Annotated in this window: 19 protein-coding genes; 7 read left to right on the top strand and 12 right to left on the bottom strand. The window is 62.2% G+C overall.

Going from position 1 to position 20,100, the window contains the following annotated elements; translation table 11 throughout:
* The first annotated feature begins 4 nt into the window (after nucleotides 1–4).
* Nucleotides 5–580, top strand: a complete 576-nt coding sequence (locus AC1RJY_RS13710) for a TetR-like C-terminal domain-containing protein (protein WP_498602521.1) — start codon at nucleotides 5–7, stop codon at nucleotides 578–580.
* 23 nt (nucleotides 581–603) lie between these two features.
* On the opposite strand, the gene AC1RJY_RS13705 is transcribed toward AC1RJY_RS13710, so the two are convergent.
* On the bottom strand, nucleotides 604–1,296 hold the full coding sequence (locus AC1RJY_RS13705) for an SRPBCC family protein (protein ID WP_014920764.1): 693 nt from the start codon (nucleotides 1,294–1,296) through the stop codon (nucleotides 604–606).
* Nucleotides 1,289–1,954 (bottom strand): ArsR/SmtB family transcription factor, encoded by a 666-nt coding sequence (locus tag AC1RJY_RS13700; protein ID WP_210064625.1) that lies wholly within the window; start codon nucleotides 1,952–1,954, stop codon nucleotides 1,289–1,291. The genes AC1RJY_RS13705 and AC1RJY_RS13700 overlap by 8 nt, the downstream gene beginning before the upstream one ends.
* 152 nt (nucleotides 1,955–2,106) lie before the next feature.
* Here AC1RJY_RS13700 and AC1RJY_RS13695 point away from each other — a divergent pair, with 152 nt between their 5' ends.
* Both AC1RJY_RS13695 and AC1RJY_RS13690 read left to right on the top strand, forming a co-directional pair.
* Nucleotides 2,107–3,036 carry a pseudouridine synthase gene (locus tag AC1RJY_RS13695; RefSeq protein ID WP_210066170.1) on the top strand — a complete coding sequence of 310 codons (930 nt, stop codon included), beginning with the start codon at nucleotides 2,107–2,109 and terminating at the stop codon, nucleotides 3,034–3,036.
* A 76-nt stretch (nucleotides 3,037–3,112) separates the two neighbouring features.
* Nucleotides 3,113–3,772: a hypothetical protein gene (locus tag AC1RJY_RS13690; protein ID WP_498602520.1), complete on the top strand. Its 660-nt coding sequence runs from the start codon at nucleotides 3,113–3,115 to the stop codon at nucleotides 3,770–3,772.
* 20 nt (nucleotides 3,773–3,792) lie between these two features.
* On the opposite strand, the gene AC1RJY_RS13685 is transcribed toward AC1RJY_RS13690, so the two are convergent.
* Nucleotides 3,793–4,344 (bottom strand): O-acetyl-ADP-ribose deacetylase, encoded by a 552-nt coding sequence (locus AC1RJY_RS13685; protein ID WP_498602519.1) that lies wholly within the window; start codon nucleotides 4,342–4,344, stop codon nucleotides 3,793–3,795.
* A 54-nt stretch (nucleotides 4,345–4,398) separates the two neighbouring features.
* Here AC1RJY_RS13685 and AC1RJY_RS13680 point away from each other — a divergent pair, with 54 nt between their 5' ends.
* The gene (locus AC1RJY_RS13680) at nucleotides 4,399–5,043 is read left to right on the top strand and encodes a DedA family protein (protein WP_011773515.1); all 645 of its coding nucleotides are present in this window, start codon (nucleotides 4,399–4,401) and stop codon (nucleotides 5,041–5,043) included.
* Nucleotides 5,044–5,066: 23 nt separating this feature from the next.
* Here AC1RJY_RS13680 and AC1RJY_RS13675 read toward each other — a convergent pair whose 3' ends face one another.
* The 7 genes from AC1RJY_RS13675 to AC1RJY_RS13645 form a co-directional block, all read right to left on the bottom strand.
* The gene (locus tag AC1RJY_RS13675; RefSeq protein ID WP_011773514.1) at nucleotides 5,067–5,372 is read right to left on the bottom strand and encodes a hypothetical protein; all 306 of its coding nucleotides are present in this window, start codon (nucleotides 5,370–5,372) and stop codon (nucleotides 5,067–5,069) included.
* Between the two features lie 105 nt (nucleotides 5,373–5,477).
* Nucleotides 5,478–8,276, bottom strand: a complete 2,799-nt coding sequence (ppc, locus tag AC1RJY_RS13670; protein ID WP_210064628.1) for a phosphoenolpyruvate carboxylase — start codon at nucleotides 8,274–8,276, stop codon at nucleotides 5,478–5,480.
* A gap of 228 nt (nucleotides 8,277–8,504) precedes the next feature.
* On the bottom strand, nucleotides 8,505–9,620 hold the full coding sequence (locus AC1RJY_RS13665; RefSeq protein WP_498602518.1) for a hypothetical protein: 1,116 nt from the start codon (nucleotides 9,618–9,620) through the stop codon (nucleotides 8,505–8,507).
* The gene (locus tag AC1RJY_RS13660; RefSeq protein ID WP_011773511.1) at nucleotides 9,617–10,912 is read right to left on the bottom strand and encodes a glycosyltransferase family 2 protein; all 1,296 of its coding nucleotides are present in this window, start codon (nucleotides 10,910–10,912) and stop codon (nucleotides 9,617–9,619) included. The genes AC1RJY_RS13665 and AC1RJY_RS13660 overlap by 4 nt, the downstream gene beginning before the upstream one ends.
* The gene (locus tag AC1RJY_RS13655) at nucleotides 10,909–11,820 is read right to left on the bottom strand and encodes an ATP-grasp domain-containing protein (protein WP_011773510.1); all 912 of its coding nucleotides are present in this window, start codon (nucleotides 11,818–11,820) and stop codon (nucleotides 10,909–10,911) included. Before AC1RJY_RS13655 ends, AC1RJY_RS13660 begins: the two co-directional genes overlap by 4 nt.
* Nucleotides 11,820–12,734 (bottom strand): PIG-L deacetylase family protein, encoded by a 915-nt coding sequence (locus AC1RJY_RS13650; RefSeq protein WP_238324501.1) that lies wholly within the window; start codon nucleotides 12,732–12,734, stop codon nucleotides 11,820–11,822. The genes AC1RJY_RS13655 and AC1RJY_RS13650 overlap by 1 nt, the downstream gene beginning before the upstream one ends.
* A 114-nt stretch (nucleotides 12,735–12,848) precedes the next feature.
* Complete coding sequence (locus AC1RJY_RS13645; RefSeq protein ID WP_498602517.1) at nucleotides 12,849–14,492, bottom strand: sigma-70 family RNA polymerase sigma factor; 1,644 nt, start codon at nucleotides 14,490–14,492, stop codon at nucleotides 12,849–12,851.
* Between the two features lie 347 nt (nucleotides 14,493–14,839).
* On the opposite strand from AC1RJY_RS13645, the gene AC1RJY_RS13640 reads away from it, so the two are divergent.
* Nucleotides 14,840–15,463 (top strand): hypothetical protein, encoded by a 624-nt coding sequence (locus tag AC1RJY_RS13640; protein WP_143711601.1) that lies wholly within the window; start codon nucleotides 14,840–14,842, stop codon nucleotides 15,461–15,463.
* A gap of 260 nt (nucleotides 15,464–15,723) precedes the next feature.
* Complete coding sequence (locus tag AC1RJY_RS13635) at nucleotides 15,724–16,551, top strand: DUF1684 domain-containing protein (RefSeq protein ID WP_014920754.1); 828 nt, start codon at nucleotides 15,724–15,726, stop codon at nucleotides 16,549–16,551.
* A gap of 26 nt (nucleotides 16,552–16,577) precedes the next feature.
* On the opposite strand, the gene AC1RJY_RS13630 is transcribed toward AC1RJY_RS13635, so the two are convergent.
* Both AC1RJY_RS13630 and AC1RJY_RS13625 read right to left on the bottom strand, forming a co-directional pair.
* The gene (locus AC1RJY_RS13630; protein ID WP_286176341.1) at nucleotides 16,578–17,885 is read right to left on the bottom strand and encodes an acyl-CoA dehydrogenase family protein; all 1,308 of its coding nucleotides are present in this window, start codon (nucleotides 17,883–17,885) and stop codon (nucleotides 16,578–16,580) included.
* Nucleotides 17,882–18,676, bottom strand: a complete 795-nt coding sequence (locus AC1RJY_RS13625; RefSeq protein ID WP_498602515.1) for an SDR family NAD(P)-dependent oxidoreductase — start codon at nucleotides 18,674–18,676, stop codon at nucleotides 17,882–17,884. Before AC1RJY_RS13625 ends, AC1RJY_RS13630 begins: the two co-directional genes overlap by 4 nt.
* A gap of 113 nt (nucleotides 18,677–18,789) precedes the next feature.
* Here AC1RJY_RS13625 and AC1RJY_RS13620 point away from each other — a divergent pair, with 113 nt between their 5' ends.
* Nucleotides 18,790–19,962, top strand: coding sequence for a glycoside hydrolase family 76 protein (locus tag AC1RJY_RS13620; RefSeq protein WP_498602514.1), 1,173 nt, complete (start codon nucleotides 18,790–18,792; stop codon nucleotides 19,960–19,962).
* Nucleotides 19,963–20,100: the final 138 nt, after the last annotated feature.

The following is a 20,100-nucleotide window of genomic DNA, read 5'->3' as shown; positions in this document are numbered from 1 at the left end:
AGGCATGGCAAGACCCATAATTCATGACCAGCACGTCCAGCAGAGACTCTTGGAGGTGACCGCTGAGCTCGTGGACCGCGATGGGCCCGCCCGCGTCACCCTTCGCGACGTAGCAGCAGCGGCGGGAACGTCCACCACTGCGATCTACTCGCTGTTCGGCGGGAAATCGCAACTGTTAACGGCCGCCGTCGACGACGGTTTCCGATCCTTTGGCGAGTCCCAACGGGACGCCTCCGCAGACGGGCTTCCCGGGCTCGGCCGGGCGTACCGCGTCTGGGCACTTGAGCATCCAGCCCTTTACCGCCTCATGTTCGGCGGCGCCCTGGCCGCCTTTGTTGATTGCAGTCCGACGCCGGAGGTCGCCTCCGACTCGATGCTCCCCTTGGTGGAGGCGGTAGTCGCCGCCCAGTCAGCCGACGCTCTGCGCAAAGAAGACCCCACGGTGATAGCCATGGCCATTTGGGGGCAGGTCCACGGGCTCGTCAGCTTGGAGCTGGCGCAGATGAACGACCCCGCGACGGACTGGCCGGGGATCTACGAAGCCGCCTTGGAATCCGTGACACGGGCTTGGGCCCCTTAAAGGGGAAACTGGCGGAGAACCTCCTACGCGTACACCTTCTCCAAGAACGCGCCCCAAGCCTTGGCCGTGAGTTCCGAATCGCCCGAGCCACTGAACTCGTGCACCGTCATGCCAACCGGAGCACCGAACACGTTGCGGCCGAAGAACCGGTACATGGTGTCCGCGGTTCGGAGGCCCAGGAAGTTCTCGTTGGAGAAGTCCACCTCGGCGCTAAGCCGTCCGACGCCGTCGATATCCACGTCCACGGAAGTACCGGCGGGCAGCCCGTCCACACCCAACGCTTGCTTCAGCTGCACGAAACCGTCAGGCGTCTGTGATGAAGGGGGCGCCTGAATATCCGTGAACACCACCGGCTTGCCGTCGAAGTGCTGCAGGTATTGGCCAAGGGTGTGGAGGTAGAACTCTGTGTGCTTGCTGGCACCGTCGTACTGCTCATCCCAGTTGTCGGCGAAGATCCCGCTGTGGACGTAGTGCAGCTTGGCACGGCCACCTTCAAGGGGCTCAAGGACGTGCTCCAGCTGGTTGAACCATCCGTCCGGACCATCCATCCGGGACACCAGGTGGCTGGGGTACTCCTCAGTGGTCTTGACGTCCGGCCACTGATCCGTGGGGAACATCCAAGCCGGCGTGTCCTTGGTGACCGCCTGCCACACACGCTCCGGGGTGCCGGGCAGTTCGGTGTCCGCCACGATTTCGAATTTACGGTTGTCAGTCATTGCTGTGGTCCTTTTCTGCTGATTTCTCCGAGGAGGCATGTTCGATTGGAGGGATCTTAATTGGAGGGGTCTTAAGGGCAGGGTGAAGCACGACGACGAGCCGGTGCTTGCGTGCGCCGCCCGCCACCGCGGTAGCACCGCCGTCGTGGTACTTGTCCACGAGCTTCGTCACCGCTACGCCGAGCTCTTCCGCGAACGCCGCGCGTTCCGCGGCAGAGCGGAAGGTGATCTCGCCGTCGATCGCGAAGCTGGCCAGCTTCTTGTTGGCCACGGCAGCGCCGGCGATGAGCTTGCCCATCTCCTGCACTGTGCGGGAGGCGAGCGATAGGAGCCAGAAAGCGGAGAATCGGTCCGAGAAGCGCCGGGGATCCGGGGCCACGGAGGCCAGTGCCACCGGTGAGATGAGGTACGAGGCCGCCGTCGCGCGAAGTACTCGCTCGGTGACGTTGCCCTTGCGGCGTTCCTCCACCAACTCCACCAGGCCGTGGCGCTCCAAGGACTTGAGGTGATAGTTGACCTTCTGGCGGGGCAGTCCAACCTTCGCCGCCAGTTGTGTGGCGGATGCCGGTTCGGAGAGTTCCTGGAGGATGCGGGTGCGGATCGGGTCCAGCGAAGCTTCCGCCGCGGCCGGGTCCTCGATGACTTCGATGTCCAACATGCTTCAAGTATTGTCACCGACAACTTTTCTTGTCAAGAACTTTTTAATCGTCGGATCAACTCTCCCGTTGCGAGGCCTACTCTGCATGCTCTGAGCGCGATTTGGGGTGCAGAGCGGGCCCCGCACCGCAGCCCCGGTAGAATTGTTCGGTGATGCAATCCCCCCTCCCCGTGCGCGACGGCGTGAACGCGACCCGCCTGCGCCTGCCGGACGAGGGACCGTGGACCACAGCGATGGACTACATGATGCACCGCTGGGGACACATCGACCCCCAGGGCATCGAGGACCGATTCGACGCCGGCGAGATCGTGGGCGAAGGCGGTGTACCGCTGGACCGCAGCACCAAACTCGAGGACCACACCTTCATCTGGTACTACCGCACCCTCCCCCCGGAGACGCGGCTTCCCGTCGAAATCACCATCCTCCATCAGGACGAGCACATCCTGGTGGTCGATAAACCGCATTTCCTCCCCACCACGCCCGGCGGCACCTACATCCAGGAATCCGCCCTGGTCCGGTTGCGAAACCTGCTCAACCTCCCTGACCTCATCCCCATGCACCGCCTGGACCGCATGACCGCTGGCCTGTTGCTGCTCTCCACCAACCCGGAGACGCGCGGCAAGTATCAGGTGCTTTTCGAGAAGCGCCAGGTCCAGAAGGAATACGAGTGCGTGTCCGCCGCGACGCCCGCCGCAGGCTTTCCCGCCGTCGAGTTCCCCGCAGTGGTCCGCAACCGCATGACCAAGTCGCGCAGCTACTTGCTGGCCGAAGTCATCGACGGCGAACCGAACGCGGAAACGCGCATTGAACAAACAAAAACGTTCGACGCCGGCACTCACCAACGCGCACTGTACCGTTTGGAGCCGCACACCGGAAAGACGCACCAACTCCGGGTGCACATGGCCTCCCTCGGGCTGGGAATCGTCAACGACGCCTTCTACCCGGACCTGTTGGACAAGGCTCCGGACGACTACACGAAACCCCTGCAGTTACTGGCCCGCGGCATCACGTTCGTGGACCCCATCAGCAAGCAGCCGGTGGAATATCGCAGCCAGTTGGAGCTCAGCGAAGCCCACGCCTGACGTAGGGCAGGAGCCCGTTCCTTCCGCTACTCCGCAGGACTACCATGGGTTTGCTGGGCAGAACGCGGGAGTTCCGATGGAACAATTCACTGAAATAACGGGCGACAGGGCCGTTTCGGTCCTCGCCTACTCTGCAGCCGCCGTGGGCGTGGCGGGCGTCCTGACACTCGGGGCCATGTACGCCGTGGAAGTCCCCAGGGGCGGCCCCTTCGTCTTTGGTGCAATCAACGACGCCACCGGAGCCGTGTTCAACGTGCTGGTCATCCCCGTGATCATGCAGGTCCACAAACGGCTCCCCAAAGCACCGTGGACTGAGCCGCTGAAATGGGTAACAGTGGCAGCTTGCGCGGCCGGGGCCACGAGCTCGGCATTGCTTGTACTCAAGGTCCTGGACTTTGAGCCATCAACTGCAGTTTCCGTGGCGGCCATCGTGATCCAAGGGGTCTGGTTCCTCATGGCCAACAACAAGCTTCTCCACGTTGAGGACTACCCGAAAGTGCTCGCGAAGCTTGGCCGGTTCATCGGCGGAGCACTTTTGATCGGGCTTCCCGTTGCCGGCCTCGGTTTCCTCCTTCCCGGGCCCGAGTGGCTCCGTTACGCGGTGATGGGAGTGGGTTTCATTGCCGGGGCGTCGTCGTGGGCAGCGTGGCCGTACTGGTACTTCAAAGCAGGTAGGTTCCTTGGGCACAAGCGGGCGGCTGAGGCGCCACGGGGTGCCAGCCCGGAACCGGCGTGACGCCTGCGCGCCGCAACACCTCAGGCCCCCGGTGAGGAATCCAACGCAGCCCGGAAGACCGTGGTCGTCTCTTCCGAAAACAGCACGAACTCCACCAACTCAAGCCCGCGTTCTGAAGCGGCACTCACGGAGGACGACGACGAAAACGACCCCACGGCGTCGAACGCTACTTCCGCCACCTGACGGGAGTCCCAACCGTAAATTCCGGCGCTGATCGCAGGGAAGGCGAGGGATCGGGCACCAAGCCCGGCCGCCACCTTCAGGCTTTCCCGGAAGCACGAGGCAAGCAGCGCCGGATCGGTTTGACCCGCATGCCGGTTGGGACCCACGGTGTGGATCACCCAGTGCGCGGGGAGCCGGAAGGCAGGGGTTGCGACGGCGGCGCCCACCGGAAGTCCCTCCGGCAGTTCCGTCCGACGCAACTCGCGGCAGGCCTCAAGCAGTTCCGATCCAGCCGCCCTGTGGATGGCACCGTCCACTCCCCCTCCACCGAGCAAGGACGAGTTGGCGGCGTTGACAATCGCGTCCACGGAACGCGTGGTGATGTCGCCGTGCAGAATGTCGATTCGCATGCGGTCAGTCTCGCGCCGGAGCGGCGGGCGCGGCAAGTGCGGTACCTTGTGCCCATGGACTTCATCACCCCCGAAACGTGGGGATCCGCGATTTACCTGTGGATCGTCCCTATCGTGCTGGGTGATGCCATCTTCCCGCCCATTCCCTCCGAGATGGTGGTGATCACCGGCGGGGCACTTGCAGCCGACGGCCATGCAAATTTCTGGCTCGTCCTGTTCTTGGCTGCGTTCGCATCCTGGCTGGGCGACATGGCCGTGTTTATGCTGTTCAAACGCCGTATTAGCCACGTTTTGGACCGGTGGTCCTGGGGCCGCCGCATCCATCGCGGAATCCACGAGGCCATTGCCAAAGCCGGCCGCTCCTCAACGTACGGCGCCATCATCGGCGCCCGCTTCATTCCGGGAGGCAGGCTCGCCACCTCATCCGCGGCAGGCATCGCCAACGTTTCGGCACGCGGGTTCAGCCTGTGTGCCGGCCTGGGCGCTGTGCTGTGGGCCGTATGGCAAGTGGGCCTGGGCTATTTCACGGGCTCAACCACCAAGCTTCCCTTTTGGGCCAGTTCCCTGATCGGTGTGGGGCTCGGCTTGGTCATCGGCGTGGTGGTGGGGCTGATCGTCACGCGCCGCCGCGGAAGCCGGTCACCCGTGGACGAACCTTACGACGCCGACAAGCCCGACGACGTTCCGCAGCCCGAGTAGCGCCGGCGTCATGGAGCGGCGTTTTAGACCGGCGACCAACGGCCACGGCTGCGGCGCAACACGTAAAGGCTGCCGGTCACCGCTACGCGCTCGACGGCGTCACGCATCATGGCTGCCGACGTCCGGGCTTCGTCGTTCTCGCCTGAGTAGTCGCGGTCGCCTACCGTGAAGCGGAGGCTGATCTGCGGGACGCCGCCCACGATGTCGAGCTGGTTCGATTCGACGTGGTGGCGGGTTTCCAGCGCTTCCACCGCTGCGGCCATCACCGATTCGGGTGCGTTGCCCGGTTTGAGGCCAGTGATTTTCAACTTGGTCTGGAACGACGGCATCCCACTACCCTAACGCTCTCTCACATCCCACGCCCTTGGACGGATCCCTCTCTCACCGGGTGAGAGAGGGATCCGGGGAAACCCGAGGGATGTGAGAGAGGGTTGCTAGCCGGTATTGCGCAGGCCGGCGGCTACGCCGTTGACGGTGATGAGCATGGCCCGCTGGAGGCGCTCGTCGATCTCGCCCCCGGACAGCTGCTCCTCGCGCACGCGGCGAAGGAGCTCCACTTGCAGATAGCTGATCGGATCCAGGTATTGGTCGCGGATTTCGAGTGAACGCTTCAGCGTAGGCTGGGCATCCAGCAACTCCATCTCACCAGTCAGCCGTTCGATCTCGGCAACGGTGAGCTCGTACTCGTCACGAATCATGTGGAACAAGCGGTGCAGTTCCTCGGGGACCAGGGACGAAACGTAATGACCGGCAATTTCCATGTCCGTCTTGGCCAAGGTCATCTCCACGTTGGAGATGACTGACCGGAAGAAGTGCCAGCGGTCCATCATCTCCAGCAACTGATCCGTGTCGCCGGCTTCCCGCGCAGCCTTCAAACCGGAGCCCACTCCGAACCAGCCGGGAACGATCTGGCGTGACTGAGTCCAGCCGAAAACCCACGGAATGGCCCGCAGGCCACCAAGTCCGGCACCGGAATCCGGACGCTTGGAGGGCCGCGAACCGATATTCAATGAACCCAGCTGCTCCACAGGTGTGGACGCCAGGAAGTACGCCGGAAGCTGGGGATCGTCAATCAGCGTGCGGTAGCGGGCGAACGCTGCATCCGAGATGGTTTCCATGACGTTGGCATAGCGCTCACGTTCATCATCCGATGTACGCGGAGTGCGGTGCAGCGCCGAGCCCTGCATCACGGCGGCCAGGGAGAGCTCCAGGTTTTCGCGGGCCAGCTCGGGCAGGGAGTACTTGTCCGAGATGACCTCACCCTGCTCGGTGAACTTGATCTCACCTTCCAGCACGCCGTTCGGTTGAGCCATGATGGCATCGTACGTGGGTCCGCCACCGCGGCCAACGGATCCACCGCGGCCGTGGAAGAGACGAACGCGGACGCCGTGCTTGGCCGCCACATCGCGCAACTTGCGCTGGGTCTTGTGGATCTCCCACTGGCTGGTCATCACGCCGGATTCCTTATTGGAATCGGAGTAACCCAGCATGACCTCCTGGATGTCTCCGCGGAGGCGGACAAGTTCCCGGTAGGACGGATCGGACAGCAACTGGTCCACAATCTCAGCCGAGGCCCGGAGTTCCTCCACCGTTTCCAATAGCGGAGCGAACCCGATCTTGGCATGGGGCTTGCCGCTGAAGAGGTCGATCAGACCGGCCTCGCGGGCAAGGACTGCTGCGGCCAGGACATCATCGGCGCCGCGGGTCATGGAAATGATGTAGGTTTCCACGACGTCCGGGCCATAGGTGTGCAGGGCCTGGCGGATACTCCGGAAGACGTCATATGTGCCGTCCGCAGTGCCTTCAAGCTTGATCGGGTGGCCGGAGAGCGGGCGGCGGGAAGCCAGCTCGGCCCCCAGGAAGGTGAAGCGTTCCTCACGCGTCAATTCGCCGTAAGGCTTTTCGGTGCCGAGCCTGTCCACGAGTTGCCCTACGGCATCGTGGTGGTAATCGGCGTGTTCACGGATGTCCAAGGTTGCCAGGTGCAGACCAAAGGCAGCGATTGCCCGGCGGACGCGGGCCAGGGCGCCGTCTGCCACCAGTCCAGCGGAATGGTTCCGCAACGAGGCTTCAAGCAGTCCAAACTCCGCCAGCAACTCAGGAGTGGTTGCGTAGTCGCGGCCCGGCTCGTGATACGTCGAAGCTGAAATGCGGCGACCGGTGTTAATGAGCTTGGCCTTGATGCAGGTCAGCTTGAGCCTGTAGGGCTCCTGCGCGTTCAGTTCAAGGATGCGTTTGTCCAGTCCGGGGAGGTTCTTGAGGTCCGCGGTGATCGAATCCAGCAGCTCTTGGTCGGCCCCAAAAAGAGCCGTTGAGTTGGAAAGTACCGAGATGAGTTCGTCGATGAGGGCAATGCTGATGCGGACAGCATTCTGGTTCTGCAACTGCAGGATTTCCTTGGTGACAGCAGCAGTAACGTTCGGGTTGCCGTCGCGGTCGCCACCGATCCACGAACCGAACTTCAGCGGTGCGGCGGCGGCAGGGAGTGTGACACCATGCTCGGCCAGAAGTTCCGAAAGGTCCGTCAGCATTTCCGGCATGGCGTCCGTCAGAATGCTGTTCAGGTAGTAGATGGCATTCCGGGCCTCATCCACAGGAGTGGGGCGTACTTGGCGGAGCTCGTCGGTCTGCCACATTTGGTCGATGATTTCAGCGAGTTGCCGGTCCTGACGGCGCCGCGCGGAGGTCCCCTCAGCTGTGGGCTCAGCAAGGACGTCCGAAAGTTTGCGGACCTTGTCCAACACAGAACGACGTGAAGCCTCGGTGGGGTGCGCCGTGAAAATGGGGCGGACGTCGAGTCCGTTGATCACATCCTGCAGAACCTGGGGTCCCGCCTGGCCGGCTATCTCTGAGACCGCCTTCGCCAGCCAACCGTCTTTTTCCTGGCGGGTGCGCAGTCCACGGACGCGATGTACTTGCTCCGCCGCGTTGCTGAGGTGGAAGTAAAACGCAAAGGCACGAACCAGGTCAGTCGCCTGGTCCAGCGGCAGGGAGGCGAGCAACTCGCGAACCTGGGCAACGACGTCGTGCGCGCTCCACGGGCCGGTGGCATCCGCGCCGCCCCGTGCGGCTTCCTTGGACTCCTTGGTCAGCAAGCGAACTTGCTCCACGAGTTGGAGCAATTCCGGACCGTGTTGTCGTACCAGGGACTCGCCGAGAAGTGTGGAAACCCGGCGTACGTCGGCACGCAGTTCGGCAGCGAGATCGGTGTCTTGATGGGCAGTGTGAACCATTGATACTTACCTTTGGGATCTGGTGTGGCCCGTACACTGCGCTGGATACTGTGAGCCGGATTACTAATGTTTCCTACGGGATCTTACCCGCACAGAACTCAACAAAAGAATGCGTCTCAGATTTTGGCGTCACCGTCCGGGCGGGAATGACCTTGAAGGACAACCTTTCCGCCCAACAGCCCCATGCGGTCAGCGTACGCCCGCTAAAAGCCGACGCCTACCCCTTCATTACCTGGCCCAGGCCTCTTTGAGGACGTCCCAGTGCTGGCCTTCCATGAGACTCGCCGGTGTTACGGACACTGACGTCGCCCCGCCGAGGACAGCATCCCGCAGTGCGGTGGCTAATTCCCCGGCTGATATCCGGCCATCATTGCCCCAGAGCCCCACGGACAATGAAATGCGCGAGCCTGCCCTGCGGTTCATTGCTTCCGCCAATTCCTTGGTTTGCGGCGAACTCTCACTGTTCAGTCCCACATATTCCCAAACATGAAGCCGATGCGCCTGCTTAAGCAGGAGATCGTAGTCATGTCCGCTGTCCGCCCGGTCCAGTGAGGGTGATTCACGCGGTGCGCGCACGTCCATATCGAGTTTGACGCCATAAGGTTCGACGGCGGTCCGCACCTTCAGGACGATGTCCGCCATAGCCTCACTGCGCCAGCCGCCGATACTCGCGTCCGACGCATCGATCGAACCATCGTTCTTCCTCGGCCAATCCTTGGCTCCCGTGGTGGCTTTGAAGTCGATGAGATCCTCTTCACCGAAAGTGAAGTCATCGAACATCAGCTCCGTCAGATTGACCGCCGTGGGCCGGTATCTACCGGCGATCACCGCCGCAAGGGAGGCCAACCGGGAGCCGGCTTTTCCATGCCGCAAGGACGACACACTGGCAAAGGTTGAGGACGCTGCTCCGGACGTGTCCCGCCCGGCAAGTGCCGGTTCCGCGGTGAGCGCGCGGTCCAGCAGAGCATCTATGGTGAGGACAACATCGCGTTTCCTTCCATCCTCCGCGAACTCCAACGCCGAAATTGACTCGGCCACGTAGTCCCGACCGGTCCGAGCAACCTCACTGGATTCCGTTTCGGTTTGGCCCTGCAAAGGGAAAGCCGTCCAGTCCGTCCGTCCTACTGCGAGCGATACCGCTGTTGCATCAACCGAGTCCAAGCGCTCGGCGAGTCCGGTCAAGTACAAGGGATCGCTGTTGACCACATCTTCGAAACCCAGATTGACCATGCGGTCCGCGGGACGATTCTTCGGTTCCACCGCGCAGGCGGACGTCAGAAGGAGCGACATCACAACGGCAATGGCCAACGTTGGGGACGCTGCAGTACCCGGGACGCCCTTCACGCGTGCGCTTCCTGCCGTTGTGACACATCAGTGGAAGTCACAGAATGCGTGGCAGTCACAGACTTGATGCCTGTCCGCTGCAACTTGTTCCAACGGGCCGGACTGCCACGGATTTCTTTCACGATTGCGCTGGCCAGGGCCAAGCCCACAAACACCGAGTAAAAGGGCCACAGTGGCAGCGTCCACAGGAATCGCAGATCCCGCCATGAGCGGTTCAGGCCAACGGAGAAGACGATCAGCGCCAATGACACAAAGACCCCGAGCCAGCCGAGGATTGCGAGGACTTCAGCTGGGACGGGTCCCATGCCTGCCACGTACAGGAACGGTAGTAGAGCCAGGACGACGAGTTGCAGAATAGGGATCAACACCATGGTGATGGCGTTGAAAACCAGGAACGCCCCGAACATTCCGTAGCGGCGGCTCCCGAGCATTCCGCTGTGCAACCTCAGCGTCTGGAGCAGCCCTCGCGACCAGCGGACCCGCTGACGCCACAAGCCACCCATGGTGGAGGGAGACTCGGCGTACACGAGTGCTTTGGGCTGGAATCGAACCCGGTATCCGGCTTTGTAGACCCGCCATGTCAGCTCAAGGTCTTCCCCGAGCGTGTCCTCGTGGAACCCTCCCAGCTCCCGGACCAAATCGCTGCGAAAGGCGCCAATGTTTCCGGAAACGATGGGCAGGCAATTCATGAGGGATAGAGCCCTACGGACCAATCCCGTACCCACGTGGCTCAGGATCGCAAGCATCATGGTCTGCAGGCGATCGAGGTTGACCGGCCGGTCATCGCCGCACACTGCGCCCACTTTCGGATCGTCAAAACCCTCCAGCATGTGTATCAACGTGTCTGGAGCAAAGACTCCATCGGCGTCCACAAACATCAGAATGTCCCCGAGGGCTGCTGCAATCCCACAATTCAAAGCGGCGCCCTTGCCCGCGTTGGCCTGCGAAAGGAACCGCACCCGGTCATACTGCTGCGCCAAGCCTTCCATGATGGAGGCGGTCTCATCCGTGGAACCGTCATCCACCAAAATGACTTCCAGGCGCAAGTACCGGCTGGCCAAAATGGACTCAACACAGCCGGTGATCACCACGGCCTCGTTGTAGCCCGGGACAATCACCGACACCAAAGGCCTATCGCTCAACACGGAATACCGATGCCGGGCACAGATGGAGCGGTAAAGCCAGTCGAAATACAACGCCATGGGAACATAGACGATTTTGGCCATGCCAAAACCGAGAATCACCAAACCGCCAACGTACACCACCACCAACGCCACGCTCGGGAACGTCACACAAGCCGTCCCGGAACATAGCGGCGGAGTGCGTGGTCCAGAAGCTCCGGTGCATGGGCACTGTTCGCTCCAAACCTTGCGTTGACCTCCAGCACCACGGGCTTTCCGTCCGGCATGCGACGGACATCCACGTCAATGGGGCCCGTCAATCCGAGGGCTGCCGTCGCTGCCCGGGCCACGTGGGCTACGTCGGCGGCCATGGACAACTCCACTTTCCTGACGGAGACGGCGTTGCCTACGCGCCCTTCCTTGAGCTCGGTTTTCTCCAGCACCACCACAAGACCGTCGTCCCCGGTTGCAAGCTCACCGCGGAAGACCACCGGCGCGTACTCTGTTCCGGGCGCGAAGCGTTGCACGATCCAAGAGTCATCCAGGGAAGCCCAAATCCGTGCAGCGTTTCGTCCCCCGTCAGCGGTTCGTTCCAGAATTTGGACCCCGCGTCCACCCCTGGAAACCCTCGGCTTTACCACCAGCGCCCCGCCAAAGCGGGCCATGGCCTCACTAACCGAAGCGAAATCTCCGGGCAGCCCAAAACCAGGCACGGCGACGCCTGCAGTATCCAGGCAACGCATGGTGAGGTATTTGTCATTGGCAATACGCACTGGAGCCGGATCAGCAATAAGGACTTCGACGCCCGGGGCGAAGTCTTCCCGTGCCTCAGCTACGAGAACAAGCTCATCGCTGACGGTGGGCACCAGGAGTTCGATGCCGTGATTGGCCACAAGCCCGCGCAACTCCCACAGGTAGCCGGCAGAACTTGCGGGGGACACCAACGACACAATGTCCGCTGCTGACGCCGGAACCTCCTGCATATCGACACCCAGAACCCAGTGGCCCAAGCCCCTTAACTGCCGGGCGAGTGAAAGCCCGGCCGGTCCCCCAACCCCGGTTACAAGAATCCGCGCCATCAGAATTCCCCTACGGCTGAACCGAGTAACCGAACGGGCTCGAAACCCTCGGCGTAGGAAGTCTTCACCTGTTCACCCCGGAAAGCCGCGAGACTGCGGACCTTTTCGGCGCTCATGTACGGCTTCCCCTTCTGGTTCCTGTGCATGGCGACAGCCCGAATTTTGACGTCCAGATATCCTGCGATGTCCACGAAGACAGTGGGATCAAACTGGCGCGTGGACGAGGGACTCTCAAAGCACAGGATGGAGGAGTGGCGCCGGGCCGCCCGCATGGTGGCACTATGAACCGCCTGGTGGTCCTGGTGGTAATCGTTACGGGAATGGGTTATGACCACATCAGGCCGGAATTCCTCAATGAAGGCCTCGATCGCGGTGACCATTTCCTGTCCATGCTCGGACAAATAGGTGTCCTGGAAGTTGTGGATCTGGACAGCGGATGCTCCCATGAAGTCCGAACCCGCAGTAGCTTCTGTCACCCGTACAGCACTGTTTCCGCCTTTGCTGCCTGCGCTCATCACCATGGTCCGGACTTCGTGGCCGGCGTCCGACAGTTTTGCGAGGGTAGCCCCGCAGGCCAGCTCCAGATCATCAGGGTGTGCACCAATAGCGAGCACCTTCCGAGGCTGAGTGGCCACACCGTGGCGAATGCGGAACGTGGGGGCCACGAGGCACGCGCCGATCATGCCTACCCCGGCGAGCAGTACCAAAACCCTAAGCCAGGAATGATCCTTTGGATCAGCTGCGAAGCCCACTGAGGCCATCAGCAGGACGCCGCCCAAAGCTGCCAATGTACCCCGCAGGCGATGCGGCCACCTGTACCTGCGGACGAACCAGTTTCGACCAGTCGGGAGCACTGTCCAGACCATAACCAGGAGCCCCGGCAAACCAGCAACGGCAAACAACGTTGCGTTCATAATTCCTTCAAGATGGAGTTGAGATGTGTGCGGCTTCCGGATTTCCCAGGCACCGCCGTTGACTAAGTGGGCGGGGCAGCAGGATCGTGACGCAGACCCTGCCACGAATTGGGCTCAGTACCGGTACGCGAAGTCGCCTTGGACAAGACCTTTCCCACTCAAGGAATAGTTGAAGACGCCGCCGTCCCTGGAGCGTACCGATTCCGCGGTCACATGAAAGTGGAGGCTGCCTCGCTGCACCGATTCCGTGAGGCACATGACGACGGACTGCCCCTCCATGGAACACTCCCACCCGTCGGGCGCACGCAGTGAGCTCTCCACAATGCGCGCATGCCTTCCTACCGAAAACACAACCTTGCCGCTGCCCAAGGGGCCGGTGCCGGAGGCATTGAAGTCGATTTCCATGGCGGTACCGCTGGAGCTACTTCTCTCACGGATCTCCCGCACGGTGCCCGAGACCTTTGCCGGGACGGCCGCTGACGAACCGGTAGGAGCGGCCGGCGCGGGGGGCTTTGCTGGCGGCGAAACGGGGGCAGGAGTCGTAGCTACCGGCTGAGGCAACGCCTTCGGCGGCGACGGCAAGGACTCTGCCGGGGCCGGCACGGGAAGAGGCTCAACCGGCTCCGGGGCCGGCGCGGGAAGAGGCTCAACCGGCTCCGGGGCCGGCACGGGAAGAGGCTCAACGGGGGGCGGCACGGGTGCGGCAGGCAGCGGCTGAGTCTGTGCCGACGGTGCTGGGTCCGGAGCCTCGGTCTGACTTGGCGACGGGGAGGCCAGCCTTAAGTCGCTTTCGATTCGCGCTGCGGATGTCTCAGCTGTCTGCTGTTCTGCAAATATCTCCGGAGCCAGTCCCTCAGCTAATCCCCCTGCCCCCAGCATCAGGCCAACCCCTGCCGCTGCAAAGAGAGCCATAACGGCTGGCTGCGCCAAAGCAGGGACTGCGAGGGCTACTTTGGCCGGGACCATCCCGCTAAGGAAACCGAGCGCAGCGCCTTTACCCGCCCACATAGCCAAGGGGATTCCCGTCACCAGGGGCAGCAGTACCGCCCGCATGCTTCCCTGAACGTCTTCGAGTTCCGTAAGCGCGGCCGTACATGTGGAACAGCTATCCAGGTGATTGCGAACCATGCGTTCAGTAGCGCTGGGTAGCCCACCCCTGAGGAAGCTGCCAAGCTTGGACGCGAATTCGGCGCACCTGCCCGTCTGGTTCGCGAGATGACTTTGGAGGTATTGGCGTCGTAGGCCCTCACGCGCACGGACAGCGAGTGCAGAAACGGCGTTGGGGGTCACCCCAAGAATCGGTGCCACGGCTGCAGGTTTCATGCGTTCGACGTCCATGTACCAGAGAACAGCCTGCCACCGTTCCGGCAAGGCGCGGAACGCCTTGGCCACTGTGCGTGACTCGAAAGCGCTGATGACGGCGTCTGATTCGACCAGTGCTTCGTCCAAAACAGGATCATCACCGCTGAGCAGGATTTTGTTTGATTTTCGATTGCGTTGATGGGATAGCCGGGTGACTATGGACAGCAGGTACGCCCTGAAGAAGGCACGCGGTCCCTTTCCCCCTACGATGCTTTGCAGAACGGATTGAAAAGCCTCAGCCACAACATCCTCGGCGTCGCTCGGATTGTCGACATTCCGTTTGGCAATGGAGGACGCAATGGACAGGTGACGTTTATAGAGTCCATCGAAGGCAGATATGTCTCCGCCTCTCACCAGCTCAATGAGGTGTTGATCGCTGTCAACTTCACCCTCCATGTTTACGTTGCGGCCCGTATGTGCCCCGTGCGCCATTTATGGCATCCCGAAACTGTGAGTAATCCTGCCCATATTTATGGAGTGAGGGCAGACAGCAAGTCGTGACGCGGTTTATACAATGTGTTGAACCAAGACGCCAAAAGACTTCTTTGACAGGCGATCCCGGAGCATCTTCGTCACGAAACAACGCTGCTATGCACTGTTCGGATATGACATCGTTCCGGAGAAAATCACTCGCAGATTGCACGTTCTCGCGGCACCCTTTGCTGCGAAAATGGCAGGACACCAGCTATCAGGCAGGTTGGCGGTTTCGTGCGGATTGGTTCCTGCCGGAAGTTGGGACTGTGGTGGCTTCCCTCGCGAAGAGCGCGGTGATCCCAGGGCCCACAGCCAAGTCGCTTGGCGCTGCCCGTGCCAGGAATGGTGTCGGCATCACTGAGACCATGGCTGACTTCCGTGCTCTCTTCGCTGCCGCAGGGAAGAACGTGGACGTCGAAGCTCTGCAGTCCCTGGCAGAAGGGTGGGCGGAAGCCATGGAAACGGCGCCCCCGGTTTCGTGTACGGATGTCTACACGGGGTTGGCTACCCAGGCCCATTTCCGGCGTCGTCTCCACGAGATCTCAACATTTGGATCCGAACGGCCCGGGACGGTGGTTCTGGCCATCATCTCGATGGCCGGCCCCCGCAACAGTTTGAACCACTCCTGGACGCTGCTGGCACGTATCGGAGAAGCCGTCAATGGCCAGCTGGATGGAACCGGAGCAATGGCTATGTACCAAAACTCGGCCATCCATGTCCTTTTCCCCCTCAGCGAGAGCAACATATCCCGGGTCATCGAGTGCAAGATCGCTGTGGAAGCCCTGGGTGATGGCGCCCTCAGTCCCGCTCGCACCAAGTTCTATCCGCTTCCGTCGGCGGCGCCTGCCACCACCACAACGGCGCCACGGGATTCTTCCTGCGAAAGGCAATAGGCAAAGCTGCGCGACAGCGTCACGAACCGCACAGCGCGAACACTCACTACCAACCGGCATTCGCTGGCAAGGCACCCAGCGCCTGCCTGCTCGTGCCGTCCGTCAAACCCGGCTCGCGCTGGCATGTGTTGAAGGGCCAGCGCGAGCCGTACCACTGAACACCCCGTGAGGTTTCCGGGATTCGGGGAATTACGGCGTCCAGCGCATAGTTGAGCCAAGTGCAACACCGAGATCTGACGTGAACACAGCCGAGGAGAACCATGAGCTCGCCCACCACCACAATCGATCCCCAACTCGCCCGTTGGGAACGGTTCCGTGCCGGTCGAAATGCGGCCCTGGCCACCGAGCACGGCTGGTTGACGCTCACGTCCTTCCAGTGGCTTGAGGCTCAACCGTCCAAGGTTGAACTTGTTCCGGGCCTCTGGTCCACTGATGGCACCACGGCTTTCCTCACGGCGAGCGCCGCGGACGGGCTCACCTTGGTGGAGACAGGACAGGTTGTTGAGGGGACCATTACGGCGACACTGCAGGACGAAGAGTCGCTGATGTGGGTGCAGTTTGGAGGCGACGACGGCAAGCAAGTTGTGGTGGAACTTGCCATGCGTGCGGACAAGTACGCGGTTCGCACCCGCGACAACAGCTCCCCCGTGTTGACTGGGTTCGAGGGTGTCCCCACCTATGCGTACAGCCCTGCTTGGGTTATCGAGGGCCGGTTCGAACCTTACGCTGAGCCCATGGACGTACCCATCGGCACGGCCAACCCCTTGGTGGACGGTGTCCACAGGTCCGTGGGCGAGGTGGTGTTCCGGGCACCGGGCGTTCCCCACGAAATCCGGCTGCACGCGGAAGAGGAGAAGCTGGGCGCGCTTAACGTCACTTTCCACGATGAGACCAACGGTGACACCACGGATGAATGGCGGAAGGTGTTCATCCCCAGGCCTCGCCCCGACGGGTCCGTGGTGATCGATTTCAACCGTGCCATCAACTACCCCAGTGCCTTCACTCCCTATGGCACCTGCCCCATGCCTGTTCGGGGCAATTCAGTCGACGTGCGGGTGGAGGCCGGAGAGAAACTTCCGCAGGGCTAGCACCCGGACCGTACAGCCAGGGCGGTCTAGGTGATGGCTGAAACCCCCGTTACGGCGCGGCCAACGATCAGCGAGTTGATTTCGTAGGAGCCTTCGTAGGTATAGATGGCCTCGGCGTCGGCGAAGATTTTAGCGATGCGGTAATCGGTGACGATTCCGTTCCCGCCCAGGATTGACCGGCCCAACGCCACAGTTTCCCGCATCCTTGCGCTGCAGTAGGCCTTGGCGAGCGCCACCTGTGCCATGTCGGCGCCTCCGTGACGGACCCCCTGGGCGTCCGTGAAAATGTCCTCCTGCAGTTGCGCTATCCGAACCATCATCCCCATGCTGGCCACCGCGTTTCCGAGCATGTCCACCAGGTGTTGCTGGATGAGCTGGAATTTGGCCAGTGGCTTGCCGAACTGCATGCGCTCGACGGCGTACTGCCGGGCGACGTCGAAGGCTGCCAGTTGTTGACCCACTGCCTGCCAGGCGACCATGATGCGTGATCCACGGAGTAGGTGGTTGGTGTCGGCGAAACTGCTGATGCCGGCGAAGCGATCTGCCTCAGCTACCTCGACGTCAGCAAAGACGATGTCGGCGTTCTGCACCGTCCGCAGGGCTATCTTGTTCTCGATGCGGCTGCGGGTGATGCCCGGCAGGGATGCGTCAACGATGAAGGCACGCACTGCGCCGTCTTTTTCGTCCTTGGCCCACACCAACATGTAGTCGCAGAACGTCCCGTTTCCAATCCAGCGTTTGGCACCGTTGATCACCCAGTAATCGCCGCCGTCGGAATCTGCCCGCTCAACACGGCGGGCAGTGGTCTCCATCCCGCCGGCGACGTCCGATCCGTGGTTGGGTTCTGTGAGCGCGAAGGCTCCGGTGGTGCGGAGATTGGAGGCGTCGTCGAGGTAGCGGTCCTGTTGGACGTCGCTGCCGAAGTCGTAGAGGGACTCCACGAAGAGATCGTGGTGGACCATGAAGAACGTTGCGATGGAAGTATCAACGCGTGTCATCTCTGCGATCACCAGTCCGGCAAACAGGTGTGTATACCCACGCTGTGCCGGCGCACTGAGCCGGAGGGCAGCAAGCTTGGGGAGAATGTGTTCCGGGAACTCTGCCTTCTCCCACCATTGCCCGGCGTGCGGGGCAATCTCGGAGGCAAGGAATGCCCGGAGTTCGTTGAGTTTCCGCTGTTCCTGAACGCTGAGCAGCGATTCGAAGTCGAAGAAGTCAGCCGTAGGAAGGTCAGCCACGGACGGCGGAACGGACCCAACGGACCCAGCCGGAACGGGCCCGGACGGAACGGAACCAGAGGGAAATCCCGGAGAGCCGCTGTAGTCGCCCATCATTTGAGCCCCATACGGATGGCGCCATCGAGTCGGATGGTTTCCCCGTTGAGCATGGCGTTTTCCACGATGTGGGCCGCCAGGTTTGCATATTCCGCGGCGCGGCCAAGGCGTGCTGGATGCGGGACCTGCTGGCCAAGGGAGTCTTGGGCTGACTGGGGAAGTCCGGCCATCATGGGCGTTTCAAAGATGCCGGGTGCAATGGTGGCCACCCGGATCAGTGAACGGGCAAACTCCCGCGCCAAGGGGAGTGTCATGGCCGCCACCGCACCTTTGGATGCGGCGTAGGCAGGCTGGCCGATCTGGCCTTCGAAGGCAGCCACGGACGCGGTGTTGATGATGACGCCGCGTTCGGGCCCGCCCAGTTCCGTTGAGACAGGCTCGGTTTCCGCCATGGCTGCTGCGGCCAAGCGGATGACGTTGAAGGTGCCCACGAGGTTGATCTGTATGACCTTGTTGAAGGTCTCCAGCGGCAGTACGCCTTCGCGGCCCAGAACTTTCCCGGGGGTCGCGATTCCGGCGCAATTGACCACGATGCGCAGTGGCCCCAAAGCCAGGGCGGCGTGGACGGCGGCCTGGACCTGGGACTCGTTGGTGACGTCCGCGGGAGCAAAGACCGCGCGTGCCTCACCGGAACCTGCCGCATTCAGCTCGGCGGCATAGGCGTCCCCGGCAGATTGTGGCAGATCCACCAGCACCACCGAGGCCCCGGCGTCGAACAAGCGCTTGGCGGTAGCCGCCCCCAGCCCTGATGCCCCGCCGGTAACCAGCGCGACTGTGCCCTTGATGTCCATTCATCCTCCTTGATGCAGACCCAAATCCGTTAATGCATGTTAACTGGAATTGTGGTCCAGCGCACACTACCGGCTCCGATAGGCCAATTTCCCGACCCCGCTAGGCTAATGACATGTCCAGCCAGATCGAGCCGACCGGGAAGCCGGCCCCCTCCACAGACGCCACCGAATGGGCGTCGCGCGCCAATCAGGCGGCCCGCTCAGTGACCCGAAGCTTCGGTAGGCGACTGCTCTTCCTGCCAGGGACCCACATCGGCGCCGTGAGTCTGCCCAGCAACACCCTCAAGAGCATCTCCGGCCCTTGGCACTATTGGTGGCAAGCGCACTACGTCGATTGCCTGGTGGACGCCGGCCGCCGTGAACTCGCGAGCAAAACAAAGTTCGACGGCGCCTCCCGCCCTAGCGCCGGCCGGCTCGCTTCACGGCTGGTCACCACTATCCGGTTGCGGAATCTGCTGCGTTTCGTGAACGACTACTACGACGATATGGCGTGGCTGGCCCTCGCCACGCTGCGCTTGGAGAAGCTGGCGGAGGAGACCAAGAAGCCTGGTCGCCGGCGCAACGCGTACGTCCAAAAGAGCCTGACGCTGCAGTTCGATTCGGCCTCTACCGACCACCTTGGTGGCGGCACCTTTTGGAGCACCAAGCGCGACTTCAAGAACACACCCGCTACTGCCCCCGTGGCCCTCTATTATGCGCGGACAGGCCACCAAGAGCGCGCGCAATCACTGGTGACCTGGCTCAACAACAAACTCCTCCACCCGGAACGCGGCGTGTACTTGGATGGTTTGCGAATCAGCAACGGCAAAACAGAGCTGGATGCGGCCATCTACACCTACAACCAGGGCCCGGTCCTGGGTGCGCTGCTGGAACTGGGCGGTGAGGACAATCTGCGCAGAGCCGCCCTGCTTGTGGACGCCGTGGAACGCGAACTGACGCTTCCCGGCACGCAGGTGTTCCGCGGTGACGGCACAGGAGATGGCGGCCTCTTTACCGGCATCCTGCTCCGCTACCTCGCGCTGGCTGCAAGGGACGCCAGACTCCCGGCGACAACGCGAGAGACGGCCACGTCCTTGGTGCGCAGCACGGCCGATGCCTTGTGGACCGGCCGCCGCGAGAACCAGAACCAGGCCACGTCCCGCCGCGGAACTCCTGCCATCGTCTTCTCATTCGACCCCCAGCGACCGGCGAGCGAAACGTATCCGGTGGGGGCCGCCGTCGAGCTTTCCACGCAGCTTCAAGCCTGGATGGCACTGGAAGCCGCCGCGAGCATTCCAAGCAATTAAGACACGCAATACTTCTAGTGATCCTCGTCACTTATTGCCGTTTCATCTTCAAACAAAGGTATGCCTAACCTACGCTTTCCTCAGCGGGCTCCCCAACCTACCCGCCAGCACGGACCCAAGCCACAGTTCTTGGACTGC

Source organism: Arthrobacter sp. GW822-FHT05G07, assembly GCF_058799755.1.
The sequence above is the reverse complement of the archived record's forward strand: the minus strand, read 5'-3'. Positions and strand labels throughout refer to the sequence as shown.

Bases quoted from the DNA above. Each gene is read 5' to 3' on its own strand.
- AC1RJY_RS13635 (WP_014920754.1), top strand. From the start codon at position 15,724: ATGAGCTCGCCCACCACCACAATCGATCCCCAACTCGCCCGTTGGGAA.
- ppc (WP_210064628.1), bottom strand. From the start codon at position 8,276: ATGGTTCACACTGCCCATCAAGACACCGATCTCGCTGCCGAACTGCGT.
- AC1RJY_RS13695 (WP_210066170.1), top strand. From the start codon at position 2,107: ATGCAATCCCCCCTCCCCGTGCGCGACGGCGTGAACGCGACCCGCCTG.
- AC1RJY_RS13685 (WP_498602519.1), bottom strand. From the start codon at position 4,344: ATGCGAATCGACATTCTGCACGGCGACATCACCACGCGTTCCGTGGAC.
- AC1RJY_RS13690 (WP_498602520.1), top strand. From the start codon at position 3,113: ATGGAACAATTCACTGAAATAACGGGCGACAGGGCCGTTTCGGTCCTC.
- AC1RJY_RS13705 (WP_014920764.1), bottom strand. From the start codon at position 1,296: ATGACTGACAACCGTAAATTCGAAATCGTGGCGGACACCGAACTGCCC.
- AC1RJY_RS13710 (WP_498602521.1), top strand. From the start codon at position 5: ATGGCAAGACCCATAATTCATGACCAGCACGTCCAGCAGAGACTCTTG.
- AC1RJY_RS13680 (WP_011773515.1), top strand. From the start codon at position 4,399: ATGGACTTCATCACCCCCGAAACGTGGGGATCCGCGATTTACCTGTGG.
- AC1RJY_RS13630 (WP_286176341.1), bottom strand. From the start codon at position 17,885: ATGATGGGCGACTACAGCGGCTCTCCGGGATTTCCCTCTGGTTCCGTT.
- AC1RJY_RS13625 (WP_498602515.1), bottom strand. From the start codon at position 18,676: ATGGACATCAAGGGCACAGTCGCGCTGGTTACCGGCGGGGCATCAGGG.
- AC1RJY_RS13655 (WP_011773510.1), bottom strand. From the start codon at position 11,820: ATGGCGCGGATTCTTGTAACCGGGGTTGGGGGACCGGCCGGGCTTTCA.
- AC1RJY_RS13620 (WP_498602514.1), top strand. From the start codon at position 18,790: ATGTCCAGCCAGATCGAGCCGACCGGGAAGCCGGCCCCCTCCACAGAC.
- AC1RJY_RS13675 (WP_011773514.1), bottom strand. From the start codon at position 5,372: ATGCCGTCGTTCCAGACCAAGTTGAAAATCACTGGCCTCAAACCGGGC.
- AC1RJY_RS13645 (WP_498602517.1), bottom strand. From the start codon at position 14,492: ATGGAGGGTGAAGTTGACAGCGATCAACACCTCATTGAGCTGGTGAGA.
- AC1RJY_RS13700 (WP_210064625.1), bottom strand. From the start codon at position 1,954: ATGTTGGACATCGAAGTCATCGAGGACCCGGCCGCGGCGGAAGCTTCG.
- AC1RJY_RS13650 (WP_238324501.1), bottom strand. From the start codon at position 12,734: ATGAACGCAACGTTGTTTGCCGTTGCTGGTTTGCCGGGGCTCCTGGTT.